The organism is Paraburkholderia sp. BL6669N2 (assembly GCF_003387275.1).
GTDB lineage: Bacteria > Pseudomonadota > Gammaproteobacteria > Burkholderiales > Burkholderiaceae > Paraburkholderia.
The window spans coordinates 1,801,701-1,819,729 of record NZ_QUNA01000002.1 but is presented as its reverse complement, the minus strand read 5'-3'; the positions used below and the strand labels follow the sequence as shown (position 1 = coordinate 1,819,729).

The 18,029-nt window shown below is 64.4% G+C and carries 13 protein-coding genes; 6 read left to right on the top strand and 7 right to left on the bottom strand.

The window, feature by feature from the left end:
• The first annotated feature begins 18 nt into the window (after positions 1 to 18).
• The 3 genes from B0G80_RS30630 to B0G80_RS30620 all read left to right on the top strand — a co-directional run bounded on the left by B0G80_RS30630 (position 19) and on the right by B0G80_RS30620 (position 3,160).
• Entirely contained in the window at positions 19 to 933 is a 915-nt protein-coding gene (locus B0G80_RS30630) for an ABC transporter ATP-binding protein (RefSeq protein WP_116121678.1), read from the top strand.
• 89 nt (positions 934 to 1,022) lie between these two features.
• Positions 1,023 to 1,700 carry a heavy metal response regulator transcription factor gene (locus B0G80_RS30625; protein ID WP_116121677.1) on the top strand — a complete coding sequence of 226 codons (678 nt, stop codon included), beginning with the start codon at positions 1,023 to 1,025 and terminating at the stop codon, positions 1,698 to 1,700.
• Entirely contained in the window at positions 1,700 to 3,160 is a 1,461-nt protein-coding gene (locus B0G80_RS30620) for a heavy metal sensor histidine kinase (RefSeq protein WP_116121676.1), read from the top strand. Before B0G80_RS30625 ends, B0G80_RS30620 begins: the two co-directional genes overlap by 1 nt.
• Positions 3,161 to 3,248: 88 nt before the next feature.
• Here B0G80_RS30620 and B0G80_RS30615 read toward each other — a convergent pair whose 3' ends face one another.
• The 3 genes from B0G80_RS30615 to B0G80_RS30605 are packed head-to-tail and all read right to left on the bottom strand — an operon-like array spanning position 3,249 to position 9,393.
• Positions 3,249 to 4,721 (bottom strand): efflux transporter outer membrane subunit, encoded by a 1,473-nt coding sequence (locus tag B0G80_RS30615; protein ID WP_116121675.1) that lies wholly within the window; start codon positions 4,719 to 4,721, stop codon positions 3,249 to 3,251.
• Between the two features lie 27 nt (positions 4,722 to 4,748).
• On the bottom strand, positions 4,749 to 6,125 hold the full coding sequence (locus B0G80_RS30610; RefSeq protein WP_116123778.1) for an efflux RND transporter periplasmic adaptor subunit: 1,377 nt from the start codon (positions 6,123 to 6,125) through the stop codon (positions 4,749 to 4,751).
• A gap of 19 nt (positions 6,126 to 6,144) precedes the next feature.
• Positions 6,145 to 9,393, bottom strand: coding sequence for an efflux RND transporter permease subunit (locus tag B0G80_RS30605; RefSeq protein WP_116121674.1), 3,249 nt, complete (start codon positions 9,391 to 9,393; stop codon positions 6,145 to 6,147).
• A 311-nt stretch (positions 9,394 to 9,704) separates the two neighbouring features.
• On the opposite strand from B0G80_RS30605, the gene B0G80_RS30600 reads away from it, so the two are divergent.
• On the top strand, positions 9,705 to 9,992 hold the full coding sequence (locus tag B0G80_RS30600) for a DUF4148 domain-containing protein (protein ID WP_116121673.1): 288 nt from the start codon (positions 9,705 to 9,707) through the stop codon (positions 9,990 to 9,992).
• Positions 9,993 to 10,048: 56 nt separating this feature from the next.
• Here B0G80_RS30600 and B0G80_RS46135 read toward each other — a convergent pair whose 3' ends face one another.
• The 4 genes from B0G80_RS46135 to B0G80_RS30585 form a co-directional block, all read right to left on the bottom strand.
• Positions 10,049 to 10,219: a hypothetical protein gene (locus B0G80_RS46135; RefSeq protein ID WP_166678947.1), complete on the bottom strand. Its 171-nt coding sequence runs from the start codon at positions 10,217 to 10,219 to the stop codon at positions 10,049 to 10,051.
• Between the two features lie 130 nt (positions 10,220 to 10,349).
• The gene (locus B0G80_RS30595) at positions 10,350 to 11,495 is read right to left on the bottom strand and encodes a substrate-binding domain-containing protein (RefSeq protein ID WP_116121672.1); all 1,146 of its coding nucleotides are present in this window, start codon (positions 11,493 to 11,495) and stop codon (positions 10,350 to 10,352) included.
• Between the two features lie 80 nt (positions 11,496 to 11,575).
• Entirely contained in the window at positions 11,576 to 12,577 is a 1,002-nt protein-coding gene (locus tag B0G80_RS30590) for an ABC transporter permease (protein ID WP_106308951.1), read from the bottom strand.
• Complete coding sequence (locus tag B0G80_RS30585) at positions 12,574 to 14,196, bottom strand: sugar ABC transporter ATP-binding protein (protein WP_116121671.1); 1,623 nt, start codon at positions 14,194 to 14,196, stop codon at positions 12,574 to 12,576. The genes B0G80_RS30590 and B0G80_RS30585 overlap by 4 nt, the downstream gene beginning before the upstream one ends.
• A gap of 251 nt (positions 14,197 to 14,447) precedes the next feature.
• Here B0G80_RS30585 and deoC point away from each other — a divergent pair, with 251 nt between their 5' ends.
• Both deoC and B0G80_RS30575 read left to right on the top strand, forming a co-directional pair.
• Entirely contained in the window at positions 14,448 to 15,458 is a 1,011-nt protein-coding gene (deoC, locus tag B0G80_RS30580; RefSeq protein ID WP_116121670.1) for a deoxyribose-phosphate aldolase, read from the top strand.
• Positions 15,459 to 15,474: 16 nt separating this feature from the next.
• Positions 15,475 to 17,865, top strand: a complete 2,391-nt coding sequence (locus tag B0G80_RS30575) for an aldehyde dehydrogenase family protein (protein WP_116121669.1) — start codon at positions 15,475 to 15,477, stop codon at positions 17,863 to 17,865.
• Positions 17,866 to 18,029: the final 164 nt, after the last annotated feature.

Here is an 18,029-nt window from a genome sequence, read left to right as displayed (position 1 = left end):
CATTCAAAGGATTCCATCATGTTAAATCCGCAACCCGTTCCGTCGTACCTGATCCAGTCCGAAGCGGTACGCGAGCGTTTCGACCGCCTGAAATCGCGCGAGGTGATTCTGGAGGTGCGCGACCTCGGCAAGCGCTTCAAGGCGGCACAAGGCGAGTGCACGGCGCTCGACGGCATCAGCTTCAAGACGCACCGGCGTGAGTTCGTCTGCGTGATCGGACCGTCGGGCTGCGGCAAGTCCACGCTGGTCCGCATTCTCGCCGGCCTGGAGGCGCAGACGAGCGGCAGCGTGCTGCTCGACGGCAAGCCGGTGCAAGGGCCCGGCGCCGACCGCGGCATGGTGTTTCAGGGCTACACGCTGTTTCCGTGGCTGACGGTCAAGAAGAACGTCATGTTCGGTCTGAAGATGAACGGCCACAGCACTCTGCATGCGGAACGCGAGGCGCTGCAATGGCTCGATCTGGTCGGTCTGACGAAATTCGCCAATGCCTATCCGCATCAGTTGTCGGGTGGCATGAAGCAGCGCGTGGCGATTGCCCGCGCGCTCGCCAACCGGCCGCGCATTCTGCTGATGGACGAACCCTTCGGCGCGCTCGACGCGCAAACGCGCGCGAAGATGCAGACGCACCTGCTGGATATCTGGCGCAACATCGACGTGACCGTGCTGTTCATCACGCACGACCTGGACGAGGCGATCTTTCTCGCCGACCGGATTCTGGTGCTGAAGGCGAATCCCGGCGAGGTGCAGGAGTTGATCGAAGTGCCGGTGCCGCGGCCGCGCGACTATTCGCAGGTCACTTCGCCGGAGTTTCTGGCGACCAAGGCGCGGCTCGAAGCCTTGATCCATCCGCCTACGGAGGCCCGCGACGAGGAGGACGACGTCGTCAAACCGCACATGATCCGTATGACCGACATCGCGGACAACGTCGAGTAGGTCGCAGCGCATCGACATTACCGGATCGTAATCGCCCGTTGGGGTGCTTGACGGTATGATTCCACCGTCAATGCCAAGCGGAGCAACCGATGCGCATCCTGGTGATCGAGGACGAGCTGAAAACAGCGGCCTACCTCAAGAAAGGCCTGGAAGAGTCCGGCTATGCGGTCGATGTGGCCAACGACGGCCCGCAAGGGCTGATCCTCGCGTTGGAAGAAGAGTACGACGTGATCGTGCTCGACGTGATGCTGCCCGGCATGGACGGCTGGACTATCGTCAAGACCTTGCGCGCGAAACGCACCACGCCCGTGCTGTTCCTTACCGCGCGCGACGACGTCGACGACCGCGTGCGCGGCCTCGAACTCGGCGCGGACGATTACCTCGTCAAACCCTTTGCCTTCGTCGAGTTGCTGGCGCGCGTGCGCACGCTGGCGCGCCGCGGCCCGCCGCGCGAAAGCGAGCTGATCAAGGTGGGCGATCTGGAAATGGACGTGAACCGCCGTCGCGTGAAGCGTGGCGGCATGCGTATCGACCTCACGCCGCGCGAGTTCTCGCTGCTGCAACTGCTCGCGCGCCGTCAGGGCGAAGTGCTGAGCCGCACTCAGATCGCGTCGTATGTGTGGGATATGAATTTCGACAGTGACACCAACGTGGTCGAAGTCGCGATCCGCCGCTTGCGCACCAAGATCGACGACAACTTTCCCGTCAAGCTGATCCACACCGTGCGCGGCGTGGGCTACGTGCTCGAACTGAAGGATACCGCCTGATGCGCGGCCGCTCGCTTGCCGCGGCGCTCGCGCTGGCGTTCGGCGCCACCACGCTGACGGTTTTTGTGCTGGTCGGCAGTTTCCTATATGTCGCGCTCGAAAAGCAGATCAAGGCGCAGGACAATCTCGACATCGTGCTCGCTGCACGTCACGCACGGCGTCTCGCTGAGGAACTGGAGTCGGCGCAAAGCCTGCGCGACCACAGCGAGCGTTTGACTAGCGTCGTGCTCGGCAATGAAGCGCTGTCGATGGAAGTGTTCGATCCCGACGGCAAGCGCGCGATCGAACACAACATCGCCGGCGCGCTTGCCGCACCGGATGCGGCGAGCGGCGCCGCGACCGTCGCAGGGTTGCCGCCGCTCACGCGCGTGGCCGCGACGGCGCGCATCACCGAGGCCGATATCGGCGACTGGACTGGCCGTAACGGCGCGCCGATCCGCGGCATTTTCACGGACGCACGCCTGCGTAACGGCGACACGGCGAGCCTGCTGGTGGCGCGCAACATGAGCGACCGCTGGCGGCTGCTGGACCGTTACCGCGACAATCTCAACATGGCGGGTGTGGCCGGCGTGGCGCTCGCCATGCTGCTCGGCTACCTGCTGATTCGCGCCGCGCTGCGGCCGTTGCGCGATATCGCGGCGAGCGCGAGCCTCGTCACGGTGAATCGCCTCGATACGCGAATCGCGGTGGCACGCGTGCCAAGCGAACTCGAAGCTTTGGTGGCCTCGCTGAACGCGATGCTCGAACGCGTCGAGCACGGTTTCCAGCGTCTGTCGCGTTTCACCGCCGACCTCGCGCACGACATGCGCACGCCGCTCAGCAACATGCGCGGCGCCGCTGAAGTCGCGCTCGCCCGGCCGCGCTCCGTCGACGAATACGAAACGCTGCTCGCCTCGAATCTGGAAGAGTGCGACCGGCTCTCGCGCATGATCGAGAGCGTGCTGTTTCTGGCGCGCGCCGAGCATCCGCAGTTCGTCAAACAACTGCGCGAGTTCGACGCGGCGCAGGAGTTGACTCACATCGCCGAGTATTTCGAAGGCATTGCCGAAGATGCGAATGTGCGTTTGCGCGTGAGCGGCACGGCCAGCGTGACGGCCGATCTCGAGTTGTTCCGCCGCGCCGTGAGCAATCTGCTCGCCAACGCCATTCGCTATACGCCGCCGGGCGGCGAGATCGTGCTGGACGCCGGCGCGTCGGCGGAAGCCGTGCGCGTGAGCGTGGAGAACCAGGGACAGCCGATTCCCGCCGAGCATCTCGAACGGATTTTCGACCGCTTCTATCGGGTCGATCCGTCGCGCAGTTCGCTGCCGTCTTCAGGATTGTCGCAAAGGTCCACGGGATCGACCGGGCTCGGGCTTGCCATCGTGCGCACGATCATGGAGCTGCACGGCGGCTCCGTGCATGCGGAAAGCGATGCGCGCAGTACGCGGTTCGTGCTGAGGTTTCCGCGCGTCAGCTAGATCGCAAAACCTTACTCGCGCCATCTGGCAGGCACCGCGTTCAAGCATTTCACCGCGGTGCCTTCGCCAGAATTCGTGGACCCTCCGCTTACATCGACCCCACCGCGCTCTTGCCTTCATTGCCCCACGTGCCACCCAACGCCTTCAGCAGCAGCACACTCGACTCCAACTGCCGCGCGGCGATCTGATCCGCGAAGCGCTGGTTCGTCAGCGCAATCGTCTGCGCGGTCACCACGTCGAGGTAGCTGACCGCGCCCGCGTTGAAACGGTTCGTCGTGAGCCGCAGCGACAGGTCCGCGGCCGTGGTGGCGCGCTGCTGGCTGGCGGCTTCGTCGGCGAGGGAATGCAGGGCGGACAGGTTGTCCTCGACCTGCTGGAAGGCCACCAGCACCGATTGTCGATAGTCAGCGACCGCGCCGTCGTATTGTGCGGTGGCGCCGTGCAGGGTTGCTTTACGCTTGCCGCCGTCGAACAGCGTGCCGGCCAGCTGCGGACCCAGCGACCAGAACAGGCTCGGCGCGCTCAGCCATGGCGCGAAAAACGTGCTTTCGAGCCCGGCGCTTGCGGACAACACCAGATCCGGAAAGAACGCCGCATGCGCCGCGCCGATCTGCGCATTCGCGGATGCCGCGCGCCGTTCGGCGGCGGCGATATCGGGGCGCCGTTCCAGCAATTGCGACGGCACGCCAATTGGAATTGCGGGCGGCGTAATGGCCGAGCCGTTCGGCGGCAGCGTGAAGGTCGATGCCGGTTCGCCGATCAGCGTCGCGATCGCGTGCTGCATCTGCGAGCGCGTCACGTCGATGTCGGTGTCTTGCGTGCGTGTCGCTTCGAGTTGCGTCGTGGCCTGCGCGACGGCGGAGGCATCGATCGCGCCGTTTTTCAACTGCTGCTGCAACAGATTTAACGCGGCGGCGTAGGCATTCACGCTGTCGTCGAGCAGCTTCTTCTGCGTGTCGAGCGAGCGCAGTGAGAAGTAGTCGACGGCCAGATCGGCGCTCATCGACAGGCGCACGCCTTCGAGGTCCGCCTCGCTCGCCTGAGCGTCCGCCTGCGCGCCGTTCACACTGTCGCGTATTTTTCCGAACAGGTCCGGCTCCCAGCTCGCCGCAACGCCCGCGGAATAGTCCGGCACGGTCTTGCCCGCGAGCGATTTACCTTCGATGTTCTGCGAGGTCCGAAAGCGCTGCTGCGCGGCACCGGCGGTGATGGTCGGGAAGAAACCGGCACGCTGATAGTCCACCATTGAGCGCGCCTGCTGGACCTGCGCGACCGCCTTGCGTACGGTCTGATTCGACACGTCGATGCGCGCCTCCAGTTCGTTCAGCACGGGATCGTTGAAGATCGTCCACCAGGGGCCGCGCGGCGTGGCGTCGGCCGGCGCGGCCTGCGCCCAGCCGGGTGTGGCGGCCGCTTGCACAGCGCCCGCGTACTGCGCCGGAATGTCGGCGCTCGGGCGTTGATACGCAGGCAGCGTCGAGCACGCGCTGAGCAGCGCGCCGATCAGCGTGGCCGCTAGCGTGCGACGCGGCAACGGCCGTGAAAGAGACAGGTTGATCATCGGCAAATCCTTTATCTGACGAAGCACTCAGCCGTGCATGGCCGGCATGATCTGAACCATCTGGCCGCTAGCGATCGAATCGCCAGGGTTGTCGATCACGCGGTCCGAGGCGGCGAGTCCCGTCGTGATTTCCACGTGCGTGCCGAAATCACGGCCGATCTGCACGGTCTTGAGCAGCGCCCGGCCATTGTTGTCGACCACGGCGACCGTCACGCCATCCGGCCGGAACAGCAGCGCGCTGACCGGCAGGTCGAGCGCCGGCGTGGTCGATTGCAATTGCAGATGCACCTGCGTGTAGGCGCCGGGCATCAGCGCGCCGTCCTTGTTGTCGACGTCGACCTCGACGCGCAGCGTGCGGCTCGACGGATCGATCGAACCGGTGCTGCGCGCCACCTTCGCTGCGATATGGCGGCCGGGATACTGCTGCGCGGTCAGATACACGGCCGTGGCCGGCGTCACGTACGGCGCGTCGTTCTGCGGCACGTCGACGAACACACGCAGCACGCCGTTCTGCTGGATATGGAACAGCTCGCCCGACAGGCCCGCGGCGCCGGGCGTGCCGCCCGCCGTCACCAGCGCGCCGACGTCGACGTTGCGCGCGGTGATCACGCCGTCGAACGGCGCGGTGATCTTCTCGTACGAGACGAGTTCGGCGAGATGCGCGACATTGGCCTGCGCCGACGCCAGCATCGCGCGGCGCGCTTCCATGTCGCTGACCTTGCTGTCGGCGTCCTGTTGCGCGACCGATTGGGTCTTGAGCATGTCCTGCCAACGCTGCGCGGTGGTCTTCGCGTAGTCGAAGTTGGCCTGCGCGGTGGCTTCGTCGGCGCGGGCCTGGCGCAGTTGCGCGTCCAGATCAGGGGCTTCGATCGTCGCGAGAACCTGGCCGCTCTTCACCTGCGCGCCGATGTCGGTGTTCCAGTGAGCGAGGTAGCCGCTGGTGCGCGCGTAGATGGATGCTTCGGCGAACGGCGTGACGGCGCCGGGCAGCAGCAGCTCGTTGACGGCCGGCGCGGGGCGCGGCTTGACGACCGACACGCTGAGCATGCTTTGCGCTTGCGTTTGCTCCGTGAGCGCGGCGCTCGCATGCAGACGCGGCACGATGCCGATGATCAGCAAGACCGCGGCAAGACCGCTGAGCGCGAAGGGCCAGAGACGGCGGTGCGGTTTGGCGTTTGCCTCGCGGTGGGACCCGGCGTCGGCGGCCGCCTGGTCACGCTTGTCACGCGTGGATTCGGCCGAGGGGGCGGCATGCGCCTGCGCGCCGCGGTCTGATTCCCGCGCGGGCGGAGCTGCTGGCGCGGGGTCTGCAGCATGAGCGGCGTCTGGCGCGCGAGTTTCAGCGGCGTTGGCAACCTGTTCGGGCTGCCCACCCGACTTCGGCGGAAGTGATGAATCGTTCATAAAAAAGGTCTCGTCGAAATCAAAGAGTGCGGGCGGCGACGGCGGATTCGTGTGTTTCGCTGCGTGCCGCGCGGCGGTTGTCGAGCCACGCATGCACCATCCCGTAGACGACGGGCACGAACAGCAAGGTCGACACCGTGCCGAGCGCGAGGCCGCCGATCACGGCACGGCCGAGCGGCGCGTTCTGTTCGCCGCCGTCGCCGAGGCCGAGCGCCATCGGCAGCATGCCGATCAGCATCGCGAGCGCCGTCATCAGCACCGGCCGGAAGCGGCTGAAGCCGGCTTCGAGCGCGGCCTGCAACGGCGGCTTGCCGCCGTGGTGAAGTTCACGTGCGGTGTTGACGACCAGGATGCTGTTGGCCGTGGCGATGCCGATGCACAGAATGGTGCCGGTGAGCGCCGGCACGCTCAGGCGGGTGCCGGTGCTGAACAGCATCCACGCAATGCCGGCGAGCGAACCCGGCAAGCCGCTGATCGTGATGAACGGGTCGAGCCACGACTGGAAATTGACCACCATCAGCAGATAGACGAGACCGATGGCGAACACGAGGCCGCTCGCGAGACCGCTGAACGAATCGTCCATGGCCTGCACCTGGCCGCGTACGACGATGGATGCGCCCGGTGGCAACTGCGGCCGGATCTGCTCGACCAACCGGTTGACGTCCGCCGCCACGCCGCCGAGATCGCGCCCTTGCGCCGACGCGAAGATATCGAGCACCGGTTGCACGTTGTAGTGCGAGACGACGGCTTGCTGCGTGCCGCGTGTCAGCGTGCTCAACGCGCCGAGCAGGTTCTGCGGCGCGGGCCCCAAGCCGTTCGCCGGGAACGAGGCCGTGGCCGCTGCCGTCGTCGCCGCGCCGCCGCTCTGCGCGACCGGGATGTTGGCCAGCGCCTGCAACGAGTTGATGTCGTACTGCGGCATCATCGCCACCAGCGGATAGCTCACGCCGTTGCGCGGGTCGAGCCAGAAATTCGGCGTGGTCTGCGAACTGCCTGAGAGCGCGATCAGCAGGTTCTGCGATACCTCACGCTGCAACAGGCCGGCCTGAATCGCCCGGGTGCGGTCGACGTTGACGTTGATCGCGGGCGCGTCGCCGGGCTGTTGAATGCGTGCATCGACGAGACCGCGCACGCCGCGCAGTTGCGCGAGCAAACGGTCCGCCACCACGCGGTTGGCGTCGAGCTTGTTGCCGACGATCTGGATATCGATCGGCGCGGGCAAGCCGAAGTTGAGAATCTGGCTGACGATATCGGCGGGCAGGAAGGCGAACGTGACGCCGGGGAAATCCCTGGTCAGCGTGTTGCGCAGCGTCGCGACGTATTGCGCGGTGGGCTTGTGTTTCGGCGCGAGCGTGATCATCACGTCGGCATCTTCGGGGCCGATCGGGGCCGACGAGTCATAGGTCAGATTGATGCCGCTCACCGGCACGCCGATGTTATCCAGGATCGCCCCGAGTTCCTGCTTCGGGATCACATCGCGCACGCGAGCTTCGACCTGGTCGGTGATACTCGCGGTGTCCTCGATGCGCGTGCCGGTCGGCGCGCGTAGATGGAGGCGGATTTCGCCGGTGTCGACAGCCGGGAAAAAGTCGCGGCCGGCAAACGGCACCAGCGCAAGCGAGCCGAGGCAAAGCACGAGGAAGATCGCGATGAAGCGCTTCGGGCTCGCTATCGCCGCGCCGAGCACGCCGCGATAGCGTTCGCGCAGCCGTTCGAAGCGCTGCTCGAAGCCGGCCTGAAAGCGGATCAGGCGCGCAACCGGACCGTTGCCGGTGGCGGGCGCGTTGCTGCGCGCGCGCATCAGATACATAGCGAGCGTCGGCACCAGCGTGCGCGAGAAGAAGTACGACGCGATCATCGCGAACACCACTGCTTCGGCCAGCGGCACGAACAGATAGCGCGCGACGCCGGAGAGCAGGAACATCGGCACGAACACGATACAGATCGACAGCGTCGAGACGAAGGTCGGCACGGCAATTTCACCGGAGCCGTTCAGGATCGCGTCCTGCAACGGCTCGCCGTTCTCCAGGTGATGCGTGATGTTTTCAATGGCGACGGTGGCGTCGTCGACGAGAATCCCCACGGCGAGCGCGAGGCCGCCGAGCGTCATGATGTTGATGGTCTGGCCGAGCGCGGACAGCGCGATCAGCGAGGTCAGCACGGCGAGCGGAATCGACACCGCGATAATCAGCGTGGCGCGCCAGCTGCCGAGAAACAGCAGGATCATCATGGCGGTGAGGGCGGCAGCGATCAGCGCCTCGCGCGCCACGCCCATCACGGCCGACTTCACGAACACGGATTGATCGGACAGCGCGGTAATATGCAGCGCGCTCGGCAGGCCGGCCGCGATATGCGGCAGCATCGCCTTGACCTGCTGGATGATGGTCAGCGTCGAGGTGCTGCCGGATTTTTCGATGGTCAGGAGCGCGGCGCGTTTGCCGTCACTGCGCACGATGTTGGTCTGCGGCGCATAGCCGTCGCGCACATGGGCGACGTCACGCACGTACACCACGCCGCCGGCCACGGTCTTGACCGGCAGTTCGTTTAACGCGGCCACCGTGTCGGTGCTGCCGTTCATCTGTACGTTGTATTCCTTCGTGCCGATCTTCGCCGTGCCGCCCGGCAGAATCAGGTTCTGCGCATTGACGGCGTTGACCACGTCGAGCGGGGCGAGGCCCTTGGCCTGCAACGCGCGCGGATCGATATCCACCATGATCTGCCGCACCTTGCCGCCGAACGGCAGCGGCACCGAGGCGCCTTGCACCGTCGCCAGTTGCGTGCGGATCTGGCTGTTGCCAAGATCGTAGAGTTGCTGTTCGGAGAGCGTGTCGCTGGAGAGGCCGAGTTGCAGGATCGGCACCGTCGAGGCGTTATACGTAATGATGTTCGGCGGCAACGTGCCGGGCGGCAGTACGCGCAAGATCGACGCGGAATTGGATGCCGCCTCGGCAATCGCGCGATTGATGTCCGCGCCCGGATGGAAAAAGATTTTCACCACGGAGACGCCGTTCAGCGATTGCGACTCGATGTGCTCGATATCGTCGACGTCCGAGGTCAGCGCGCGTTCGTAGTTCGACGTGATGCGACTGGCCATGTCTTGCGCCGAGAAGCCGTTATAGCTCCAGACGATGCTGACCACCGGGATATCGATGTTCGGAAAGATATCGGTCGGCGTGCGCAGTATCGCGAGCGGGCCGACGATAAAGATCAGCACGGCGAGGACCACGAAGGTATAAGGGCGGCGCAGCGCCAGCCTGACAATCCACATGACGGGTTCCTGAAAAAAGGCCGATGGAGGCACGCGCCGATGCAGTGCTGCGAGGCGCGTGACGCGGGCTTCGTAAAGTCAGGAGTGTGGCGGGGCGGCGCTGACCGGCTGCCGTCGGTTAGATTACCGTTCTGTTATGTGAGCGCTGAAGTGAATGCGCGTAGATGTGGCGCGGCTTCGCGTGGCGTATCGCCAGGCGTGCGTAGATAACAGAACGGTAATCTGGAGGTCAGTGCCCGGACAGGGGAAATGACAAGAATGGGAGGCGTGTTGCTACCCAGTCATTGTTTGCCCCTGCCCGGAGAGACATCATGAAATTGCTTAACGCTGTTGCCGTCACCGTGCTCAGCCTGACGTTCGGCGCGAATGCCTTTGCGCAAACCAGCACGTCAGGTCTGACGCGCGCCGACGTGACGGCGCAGTTGAAGCAGGCACAGGCAGAAGGGCTGGTGCCGTCCCATGATGAAGAGTATCCGCCGACGGATGCCGAAATAGCGCGAAACCGGGAGCTTTATGCGATCGGGCACCGCGCGGATAACACCGCAACGGTGCGCGCCGCGCAGATGCCGTCGATGAATGACGAGTCGGTTTCGAACTGAGCCAATTCACCGCCGTATCAAACAGGCTGCTTCCGGCTGGCAGCAGATTGCCGATGCTACGGCCGATCCCGGCTGCGTGCCCGCGTCGCGCCGGTAATCACAGCGACGCCGAGCAGAATGACCGCCACGATGGCAATCGTATGCTGCGCGACGTGCATGGCCATCAATCCCCATGACACGCCGCCGATCAGAATGATCCAGCCAACCAGGTAAATAAGCAGGGTCATCTTTTCTCCTCGTTCGAATCGACGTAGTAGGTCTATCGAGTAGCAGGATTCGCGCCCGACGCCGGCCTGTCGCGCCGGCGTCCGGAAGCTGAAGGAGAGAAGTGCGATGACAGAGCGCGACCCGCCCGCCTCAACCGCAAGCCGGCGCGGCCTTCTTGCACGCATCCGCCAGTTGCGGCGGCGGGTCCTTCTTGAACACCGTCTTATAGGATTCGAGCACGTTCGACTGAACCACCGGCAACGATTGCACGCCGATCCACGCCGGCGGCGTCTGGCCGATCAGCGCCTTCATCATCGCCATGGCCTCGGCAACGCCCTGATCGTACGGACGTTGCGAACCAGTTGCCTTCAGCGGTCCGCCCTTGGCGATTTCGATCGCGGATTGCAGGCCGAGATCGACCGTCGTCATGGGAATCGTCACGCCTTGCGCGCGCATGGACGTGAGCGTGTCGAGAGCCGGCTGATCCCACACCGCGAACAGGCCCTTCACATCAGGATTGCCAGTGAGGAAGTCGCCCGCGATCTGGCCGACTTTAGACGGGTCCGTGAAGGCGACCTGTTTGATCTTGATGTCCGGACGGTTTTTCTTCAGCCAGTCGTTGACGGCCTTGGTCCGTTCCGTCGTGCTGAAGTAGTCGACGCCGAAATTCACGAGCCCGACCGTTGCGCCTTGCGGCACGCACGAGGCGAGCACTTTCGCCGCGATCTGGCCATTGCCTTCGCTATCCGCTGAGATCATCGCCGAGTATTCTTCCGGATGCTTCAGGCCGGTCGGCACGTTGTCCATGAACACGAGCTTGATGCCGGCCGCGGACACTTTCTTGTAGGTGGCGGCCGTCGCCGTACCGTCGACCGGAATGGAGATGATGCCGTTCGGATGGCGCTGGATCGTGTTCTCGATATCGGCGATCTGCTTGTCGACCTGATATTCCGCCGAGGCCGTGCCGATCACTTCCACGCCGTACTTCTTCAGCGTATCGGTGATGCCCGCCACCTGAAGTTGCGACCAGTCGAGATTCATGGTCTGCATCGAAATGCCGACCTTGAACTTGCCGGCCTTGATTTTGGCGATGTCGGCGTCGGTCAGTTTCACGGCATCCACCGACGCGGCTTTTTCGCCGTTCGGTCCTTGCCCGACGATACCCTTCGGCCCCATTGAGCCCGCCGGTATGCCGGTCACGCACTGTGCGTAAGCACCCGGGGAAGCCAGACAAGCGACGGCGGCCGCCGCCACGACACCGGCTAACGCTATTCTTGAACCACGACGTTGTTTCATGTTTCTCCTCCGTTGGTCTTCATGTCCGCGCTTCACGTCTTCACGTCCGAACTGCCTTGCTTCTCTACTTTCTTTGTTGCCTATTTCCTCGTAAACGCAACCGCCGCGACGATGATCACGCCTTTGATCACCAGTTGCAGCGATGAACTCACGCCGAGCAGCACCAGCCCGTTGTTGAGCGTGCCGATGATCAGACTGCCGAGCAGCGTCCCCAGCACGAAGCCGCGTCCGCCGAACAGACTGCAGCCGCCGAGCGTCACCGAGGCGATCACATCCAGCTCCATGCCTTGCACCACGTCGGGCCGCGCCGCATGCGAGCGCGCCGACAGCACGAGCGCGGCGAGTCCGGCCAGCATGCCGGTGAGAATGAAGGCGAGGGTGGTCACGCGCCGCGTGTTGATGCCCGAATAGAGCGCGGCGGTCGGATTGCCGCCGGCCGCATAGATCTGCCGGCCGAACACGCTGTAGTGCAGCAGCAGAATGCCGGCGATCACGGCGAGCAGCGTCCAGATAATCGGCACCGGCACGCCGAAAATATCGCCCTCGCCGAAGATCGAGATGAACGAGTCGTTATCGATGATCACGGGCTTGGTGGTCGTCACCATCAGCGCGAGTCCGCGCGCGGCGCTCAGCGTGCCGAGCGTGACGAGAAACGAAGGAATGTTGACACGCGTGGTCACGATTCCATTGATCGCGCCGACGATCGCGCCGGTGCCGATACCGGCAATTGCGCCGATCACCCAGTTGTTGCCCACATACGCCATGGCGAGCGCCGCGGACATGCCCGAGAGCGCCAGCGTCGAGCCCACGGAAAGATCGATCTGCCGCGCGATGATCACGAAGGTCATGCCGATCGCGATGATCGAGACGAGCGCGGTTTGCCGGCCGATATTCAGGAAGTTGTCGATGGACAGGAACCACGGTGACGCGAAGCTGAACACCACTAGCAGAATCGCGAACGCGGCATACAGCGCATATGGCCGGTCGCCTTGCAGCAGGGCTTGCGCGATGCGCCGCATACGGCTTTTCTGCGGCGGCGACGCCTGCCGTTCGGCCGTCAGCGGCGAGACAGATTCATTCATGTTGCTAACGCCTCGATCGAAGAACGGGAAAGTTGGATCAGGTGATGCAGCGCTTCGGCGTTGGCGAGTTCCGCGCGCTCCACCGTATTGACGATGCAGCCGTCCGCGACGATCGAAATGCGGTCGCACAGGCGCAAGAGTTCATCCAGATCCGACGAGACGATGAGCACGCCGGTGCCCGCCTGCGCGGCGTCGTTCACCACGCCGTAGATTTCCTCGCGCGCGCCGACATCCACGCCAACGGTCGGTTCGTCGAGCATGAGCAACTTGGGGCGCGGATGATTCCACTTCGCGAAGACCACTTTCTGCTGATTGCCGCCGGATAAGAACTTGACCGCGGTCGATGAGTTGGGCGCTTTCACGGCCAGCTCTTTCATGGAACGCTTCGCCTGCTGAACGGCGGCCTGGCTGCGCAGCCAACCCCAACGGGAAAAATGCGGCAGTCGCGGCAGCGTCAGATTGCGTTCGATCGAATGATCGAGCACGAGCCCTTCAAGGTGACGATCCTCCGGCACCAGCGCCATGCCAAGTTGAATCGCCTCGGCTGGTGTGATGCGCGAGCGCGTTCGAGCGTCGAATTCGATGCAGCCGGCGTCCACGGATCGAAGGCCAAAGATGGTTTGCAGAATCTCGGTGCGTCCGCTGCCGATCAACCCCGCGAGTCCGTGGACTTCGCCGCGGCGAACCACGAGATCGATGTGATGCAAGCGGTCGTTGCTGACGTTCGATAACTTGAGTACGGGCGCGGTGTCGGCGTTGGACGCCCGTTCGGATGCCGGCAACGCGCCTGCGGTAGTGGCAACCACGGCGGCTCCATCGCCCACCGCCGTTTTCTGCCGCGCCTGCAACGCGGCATGAGCAGGACCGACGATCGCCGCCACCAGTTGCTTCATATCCGTTTGCGCTGTCTGGAATGTGCCGGCGTTCGCGCCATCGCGGAACACGGTCACGCGCTGCGAAATCCTGAACACCTCGTTCAACCGATGCGTCACATAGATCACGCCGACGCCGCGAGCCGTGACCGCGCGAATCGCGTCGAACAGAATCTGCTCTTCGCCGCCGGTCAACGCGGACGTGGGTTCGTCGAGAATCAGCACGCGCACTTCGCCCATCAGCGCTTTGCAGATCTCGGTCATTTGCCGGTAAGCGAAGGGCAGCGAGCCGACCGGCACTTTCGGATCGAGTGGAATGCCATGCGAACGCAGGAACTCGCCGACCGTGGCCATGAGCTGGCGATTCTTCACGAAGCCCAGACGCGTGCGCGGTTCGCGGCCCAACATGAGATTGGCGCCGACCGACAGCGATTCGACAAGACTCAAATCCTGATAGACCACGGCGACACCCGCATCGCGCGATTGCGCCGGCGAGTCGAACGCGACTTCGTGGCCGGCGATTTCGATGACGCCCTCGTCATATGCATGCACACCACTGAGGATCTTGATCAGCGTGGATTTGCCAGCGCCGTTTTCGCCGAGCAGCGCGTGGACTTCGCCGGGCAACACTTCGAGGTTGACGCCGCGCAGCGCGTGCACGCCACCGAATCGTTTGGTGACGCCCGCAACACGGATCAATGGAACCTGAGGCGATGACGCGGCCGCGACCGCAACCGGCTCACTCATCTGGCATGTCTCCTTCGTCCACGCGACGAAATTCTTTTCTTTGTATAACGCTTACCGGCCGGAACCGTGTTGTGATCTTCGCATCATGAATATGGTGCGTCAATAACATTCACAGGCGTTCGCCGGGCTCATCCGCTTGATGATGTAACGATTGCTCGCAAAGCTTGTTATGATTCTATCAATCGTTGTAGCATAAGTGCGAACAAATTGTCGGCGGCTGTTGTGCGTCGCATCATATTTTCGGATGTCTTATGCCAGAAGCCCCATTGCAGTCTTCATCGGTCGTCGCGCTGCGCGGCACACCGATCGTTCATCCCGAGCGCAATCCCGGCATGCCGTTCGACGCCTCCTGGCTCGACGGCTTGCGCGTCAACCAGTCGGCGGTTGAACGGCGCACCGCCACACTCGGCACGCGCCGCAGCGTCAAGAAAGATGCGCAGGCGGCCTGGCTGCTCAAAGCCGTCACCTGCATCGACCTCACCACGCTCAACGGCGACGACACCGAAGGCCGCGTGCGGCGGCTCTGCGCGAAGGCGCGGCAACCGGTGCGCGTCGATCTGCTCGAAGCGCTCGGCATCGCGCCGCAAGGCATCACGACGGGCGCGGTGTGCGTGTATCACCGCTTCGTCGCGGCGGCGGTCGATGCGCTGCACGGCAGCGGCATTCCGGTTGCCGCGGTCTCCACGGGGTTTCCTGCGGGCTTGATTCCCCATCCGTTAAAGCTCAAAGAGATCGAGGCCTCGGTCGCGGACGGCGCACAGGAAATCGACATCGTCGTCACGCGTGAATATGTGCTCACCGGCAACTGGCAGGCGCTGTACGACGAAGTGCGCGACTTCCGCGCGGCCTGCGGCCCGGCGCATCTGAAAACCATTCTTGCCACCGGCGACATCCGCACGCTTTCGAACGTGGCGCGCGCGTCGATGGTCTGCATGATGGCCGGCGCCGACTTCATCAAGACATCCACCGGCAAGGAAGGCGTCAACGCGACGCTGGATGTCTCGCTCGTGATGGTGCGCATGATCCGCGAATACCAGGAACGCACTGGCGTACTGATCGGCTTCAAACCGGCGGGCGGCGTATCGACTGCGAAGTCCGTCCTGTCATATCAGATCCTGATGAAAGAAGAACTCGGCCGTGCGTGGCTCGAACCGGAGCTGTTCCGGATCGGCGCGTCGAGCCTGCTGGCCGATATCGAACGCCAGCTCGAACATTACGTGAGCGGCCGTTACTCCGCTTTCAACCGTCACCCCGTAGCCTGAACAGAAGACCGATCCCATGAGCGTAGCCGAGTATTTTTCATCGATGGAGTACGGTCCCGCACCCGAGGACGATCAACCCGCGCGCGCCTGGCTGGCGCAGCATGAGGATGGCTTCGGGCATTTCATCGGCGGCGCGTGGCATGCGCCGGCGGCGGGCGAGCGTTTCGCTTCGAACGCGCCCGCGACGGGGGAGCAGCTCGCCCAGGTCGCTCAGGGCGACGCGGCCGATATCGACGCCGCCGTCGCCGCCGCGCGCGCCGCGCAGCCGGGCTGGCTCGCGTTGGGCGGCGCCGGACGGGCACGGCATCTGTACGCGCTGGCCCGCATGGTGCAGCGTCATAGCCGGCTGTTCGCGGTGCTCGAAGCGCTCGACAACGGCAAGCCGATCCGCGAAACGCGCGATATCGACGTGCCGCTCGTCGCGCGTCACTTCCTGCACCACGCGGGGTGGGCGCAGCTGCAGGAGAGCGAGTTCGCGGATTACGCGCCGCTCGGCGTGGTCGGTCAGATCGTGCCGTGGAATTTCCCGCTGTTGATGCTCGCGTGGAAGATCGCGCCAGCCATTGCCACGGGCAACTGCGTCGTGTTGAAGCCGGCTGAGTACACGCCGCTCACCGCGTTGCTGTTCGCGGAACTCGCGCATCGCGCGGGCTTGCCGGCCGGCGTGCTAAACGTCGTCACGGGCGACGGACGCACTGGCGCCGCATTGGTCGAGCATCCGCAAGTCGACAAGATCGCCTTTACCGGCTCGACGGAAGTGGGTCGGCTGATCCGATCGGCCACGGCGGGTTCCGGCAAGTCGCTGACGCTCGAACTCGGCGGCAAGTCGCCCTTCATCGTGTTCGACGACGCTGATCTGGACGGCGCAGTCGAAGGCGTCGTCGACGCAATCTGGTTCAACCAGGGGCAAGTCTGCTGCGCGGGCTCACGGCTGCTGGTGCAGGAAGGCATCGAAGCGCGTTTCATCGCCAAACTGAAACGGCGCATGGAGACGCTGCGCGTGGGCACATCGCTCGACAAAAGCATCGACCTCGGCGCGATTGTCGATCCGGTGCAACTCGAACGTATCCAGTCGCTGGTGGAAACTGGCCGGCGTGAAGGTTGCTCGGTCTGGCAGTCGCCCGATACGGCCATGCCTTCCGGCGGCTGCTTTTTTCCGCCGACGCTCGTGACCGGTGTAGCGCCAGCTTCCACGCTCGCACAGGAAGAAATCTTCGGCCCGGTGCTGGTGACGATGAGCTTCCGCACGCCCGACGAAGCGATCGCGCTCGCCAACAACTCGCGTTATGGACTCGCCGCGAGCGTGTGGAGCGAAACCATCGGCCGCGCGCTCGACGTTGCACCGCGCCTCGCCAGCGGCGTCGTCTGGATCAACGCGACAAATCTGTTCGACGCGGCGGTCGGCTTCGGCGGCTATCGCGAGTCGGGCTATGGCCGCGAAGGCGGGCGTGAGGGCATCTACGAATATCTGAAACCGCGGGCGTGGCTCAAGCTTGCGGAGCGCCGTTTGGCGCCGGCCCCTGCGCGCAACGCAGAGACGCTCGACCCGTTGTCGAACGTCACCTCGATTGACCGGACCGCGAAACTGTTTATCGGCGGCAAGCAGGCGCGTCCTGACAGCGGCTATTCGCTGCCGGTGCATGCGCCGGACGGCACGCCCGTTGGTGAAGTGGCCGCGGGCAATCGCAAGGACATTCGCAACGCGGTCGAAGCGGCGCGCGCGGCGCAGAAATGGTCGCAGGCCAGCACGCATAACCGCGCGCAAGTGCTGTTCTATCTGGCGGAAAATCTCGCCGTGCGCGCTGACGAATTCGTGCGGCAGCTCGTCGTGCGAAACGGTGCGACGGAGGCCGCGGCGCGCGCCGAAGTGGATGCCTCCGTGCAGCGTCTTTTCACGTACGCGGCGTGGGCCGACAAGTTCGATGGCGCCGTGCATACGCCGCCGTTGCGCGGCGTCGCGCTGGCCATGCATGAGCCGCTCGGCGTGATCGGCATTGCCTGTCCGGACGAAGCGCCGCTGCTCGGCTTCGTTTCGCTGGCGGCGCCCGCGCTGGCGATGGGCAATCGCGTGGTGGTGCTGCCGAGCGAGGCGTCGCCGCTCACGGTCACCGACTTCTATCAGGTGGCCGAGACGTCCGACGTGCCCGGCGGCGTGCTGAACATCGTCACCGGTGAACGCGGCGCGTTGCTGCCCGCGCTCGTGAAACACGACGACGTCGACGCGGTCTGGTGCTTCGGCAGCGCAGCGGATTCGACGCTGGTCGAGCGCGAATCGGTCGGCAACCTGAAGCGAGCGTTTGTCGATTCCGGCCGCCAGTTCGACTGGTTCGACCGTGCGAGCGAAGGCCGGCCGTTCCTGCGCCAGGCGGTGCAGGTGAAGAACATCTGGATACCGTACGGAGATTGACTGGCTGATCCGCCAACCGTACCGAACGTCTTGAAGTAAAGACACGCACGCCAACCAGAAAATGGAGGAGACAACGTGCTGAAGAATCTGGATTTGTTGCTGCATACATTGGTGTTGTGCGCATGTGAAGCATCGACCCGAAGCTTCTTGAATCAGGCTGGATT

Bases quoted from the DNA above. Each gene is read 5' to 3' on its own strand.
- B0G80_RS30615 (WP_116121675.1), bottom strand. From the start codon at position 4,721: ATGATCAACCTGTCTCTTTCACGGCCGTTGCCGCGTCGCACGCTAGCG.
- B0G80_RS30620 (WP_116121676.1), top strand. From the start codon at position 1,700: ATGCGCGGCCGCTCGCTTGCCGCGGCGCTCGCGCTGGCGTTCGGCGCC.
- B0G80_RS30575 (WP_116121669.1), top strand. From the start codon at position 15,475: ATGAGCGTAGCCGAGTATTTTTCATCGATGGAGTACGGTCCCGCACCC.
- B0G80_RS30590 (WP_106308951.1), bottom strand. From the start codon at position 12,577: ATGAATGAATCTGTCTCGCCGCTGACGGCCGAACGGCAGGCGTCGCCG.
- B0G80_RS30605 (WP_116121674.1), bottom strand. From the start codon at position 9,393: ATGTGGATTGTCAGGCTGGCGCTGCGCCGCCCTTATACCTTCGTGGTC.
- B0G80_RS30625 (WP_116121677.1), top strand. From the start codon at position 1,023: ATGCGCATCCTGGTGATCGAGGACGAGCTGAAAACAGCGGCCTACCTC.
- B0G80_RS30600 (WP_116121673.1), top strand. From the start codon at position 9,705: ATGAAATTGCTTAACGCTGTTGCCGTCACCGTGCTCAGCCTGACGTTC.
- B0G80_RS30595 (WP_116121672.1), bottom strand. From the start codon at position 11,495: ATGAAACAACGTCGTGGTTCAAGAATAGCGTTAGCCGGTGTCGTGGCG.
- B0G80_RS46135 (WP_166678947.1), bottom strand. From the start codon at position 10,219: ATGACCCTGCTTATTTACCTGGTTGGCTGGATCATTCTGATCGGCGGC.
- B0G80_RS30630 (WP_116121678.1), top strand. From the start codon at position 19: ATGTTAAATCCGCAACCCGTTCCGTCGTACCTGATCCAGTCCGAAGCG.
- B0G80_RS30585 (WP_116121671.1), bottom strand. From the start codon at position 14,196: ATGAGTGAGCCGGTTGCGGTCGCGGCCGCGTCATCGCCTCAGGTTCCA.
- deoC (WP_116121670.1), top strand. From the start codon at position 14,448: ATGCCAGAAGCCCCATTGCAGTCTTCATCGGTCGTCGCGCTGCGCGGC.
- B0G80_RS30610 (WP_116123778.1), bottom strand. From the start codon at position 6,125: ATGAACGATTCATCACTTCCGCCGAAGTCGGGTGGGCAGCCCGAACAG.